We start from the raw sequence: 2,564 nt of genomic DNA, 5'->3' as shown, positions 1-2,564 counted from the left end.
GTCGTTACACCGAAGTGTCGTCTCTGTCTAAATAAAATAATTGAAGGGCGCTGACTAGGTCAGCACCCTATACGACTGCCCGTCGCACAAAAAGACAACTAAAAAATAGTCGTCTTAGCGTGAAAGAATTATTTTAATGCACAAATTTTTCAGAGTAATTTTAGGCTAATATATAAACCTATTAAAGTAATAAATAGCACTGGAATCGTTAGTATAATTCCGATTTTTAAATAAGTTCGATAAGAAATTTTGATCCCTTTTTGTGACAATACATGTAACCATAATAAAGTAGCTAGCGATCCGATTGGTGTCATCTTTGGTCCTAAGTCTGAACCAATTACATTCGCATAAATCAGCCCTTCTTTTATAATTCCTGTCGTATTTGTATGTTCAATTGCAAGTGATGCAATCATTACTGTAGGAAGATTATTCATAATAGCAGAAAGAACTGCAGAGATAAAACCCATTCCTAGAGTTGCAATAAGTATTCCTTTATTAGCAACATAATGAATTACATGGGCTAATACATCAGTTAAACCAACATTCTTCAAAGTATAAACAATTATATACATTCCAATTGAAAACACTACAATTGTCCATGGTGCCTCTTTTAATACTTTTGTCGTATTAACAACGCTACTTCTTCTTCCCATAAATAAAAAGATAATAGCCGCTATACCAGCAATAAATGAAACCGGAACTTGAAGTAATTCACCAATAAAATAACCCGCCAATAACAAGATAAGTACTAACCAAGTAATATAAAACATCTTTTTATCTTTTATAGCAGTCTTTGGAACCTTCAACTGGCTAAGATCATAGCTTTTTGGAATAACTTTTCTAAAATAAAAGTATAGCACCAAAATACTGGCAACTAGTGAGAAGATATTTGGGATTATCATTTTACTCGTATATTCTAAAAAGCCTATTTTAAAATAATCAGCAGTGATAATATTCACTAAATTACTTACAACAAATGGAATTGACGTTGTATCTGATATAAAACCACTAGCAATAATAAAAGGAAAGATCATCCTTTCATCCAATTTCAAACTACGTACCATCGCTAATATAATTGGGGTAAGAATTTGTGATAAAAATTAATGATGCAAGAATGATTGAAACCAATTAACAATACAGCCTTTCAAGTTTTTAATTAGACTGAATAATTATATTACAGTCTTTTTGTTAAAGATACATAGAAATAATTTTCATTATTCCACGAATTAAAATGTAACTTTGATAAATGACACAGCTGTTATCAATTATTATTTACAAAAAAACGAGGGTTCCCACTTTTTGGATCCCCCCGTTTCACATTCATTCTTTTTTATCTTTTTTCTTATTTACTTTCATTTATTTCATCTTCATATTTCGAAATTTTCCGCTGAATTTTATTTAAGTTTTCTTCCATTTCTTTGATTTGATCTAAAACATTTTTTTCTTGTTGAATCATCAGGCTTAAACGTTGCTGTAAAGTTTCTTCCCCGTTCATAGACCAGTCAACAAATTGCTTTATTTTCTTAATTGGCATACCTGTATTTTTTAGACACAAAATCATATCAATAAATTTAAGTGCGTCCTCATCAAAAATTCTGTCTCCACTCTCAGTTCTTTTTAGAAAAGGTAACAAGCCTTGTTTATCATAATATCTTAATTGAGAAATTGTTAAACTATTCAACTTTGCTACTTGTCCAATTGTATAATTCATGAACTCTCATCCTTACCAAGGCATAATTCCTTTTGCATTTAGAATTTTACCATTGTAGTTAATATTACTTAATGCATAGTTCGTAATAATTGTAGCACCTTCAGCTGTTGTTTTTCCTCCAGGTGTATTTCCGTTTAGGTCAGTCGTTGTAAATCCAGGAGTAACACCCAAAATTTCTGGACCATCACTACCAAATTCTTTACCAAAAGTAAGTGTCAATGAATTGTTAGCAGTTTTCGAGGAATTATATCCTAGAATATTTATTGTTGCAGTTTCTCCGCGATCAAATAATGTTTGCGATGCCATATCTGTCGTTACATTAATAATTTTTCCGCCTTCTGATTTTTTAACCAATGGTAAAAAAGTTTGAATCATTTGGAAAGTGCCGAAGAAATTCACTTCAAATGCTTGACGTAAAGTTTCAAGTTTGATTTCACTTGTTAAAATATGAAAATCTGGTGCAATCCCTGCATTATTTATTAATAGATCTAAGTGGTCAGTCACTTTCGAAATTTTATTTAAAGAATCTTGAATAGATTGTGAGTTAGTCACATCCACTTGAATAAACTTTACATTTGAAAAACCTAAATTCTGCACTGCTTCCATTCCTAGTTCTTCATTTCGTGCGCCTAAGAAAACATGATAATCTTTTTCAGCTAATTGACGAACTACTTCTAATCCAATCCCTTTATTAGCACCTGTTACTAAAGCATATTTTGTCATTTTAATTTCCTCCAATTTATAAATTTCTTGCTTACAAATCAGAGATTACAGCCTAAACCTTAGTTTAGGTCAAGGGTTTTAATTATAATTTTATTAAATTTAATAATAATAAATGAATATGAGGCTGTCT

2 protein-coding genes and 1 pseudogene are annotated in these 2,564 nt (G+C 30.7%); all 3 read right to left on the bottom strand.

All coding sequences use genetic code 11. The features are described 5' to 3' along the window. Positions 1-149: 149 nt before the first annotated feature. A pseudogene (arsB, locus tag ACFWM3_RS24905) lies at positions 150-1,088 on the bottom strand (arsenite/antimonite efflux transporter); the annotation flags it as partial. A gap of 254 nt (positions 1,089-1,342) precedes the next feature. Further along, positions 1,343-1,711 carry a MerR family transcriptional regulator gene (locus ACFWM3_RS24900; protein ID WP_056473882.1) on the bottom strand — a complete coding sequence of 123 codons (369 nt, stop codon included), beginning with the start codon at positions 1,709-1,711 and terminating at the stop codon, positions 1,343-1,345. Between the two features lie 12 nt (positions 1,712-1,723). Next, positions 1,724-2,434, bottom strand: a complete 711-nt coding sequence (locus tag ACFWM3_RS24895; protein ID WP_390313393.1) for an SDR family NAD(P)-dependent oxidoreductase — start codon at positions 2,432-2,434, stop codon at positions 1,724-1,726. Positions 2,435-2,564 lie beyond the last annotated feature (130 nt).

Source organism: Gottfriedia sp. NPDC058432, from assembly GCF_042721555.1.
Taxonomy (GTDB): domain Bacteria; phylum Bacillota; class Bacilli; order Bacillales; family Bacillaceae_G; genus Gottfriedia.
This window is presented reverse-complemented; position numbering and strand designations above follow the sequence as displayed.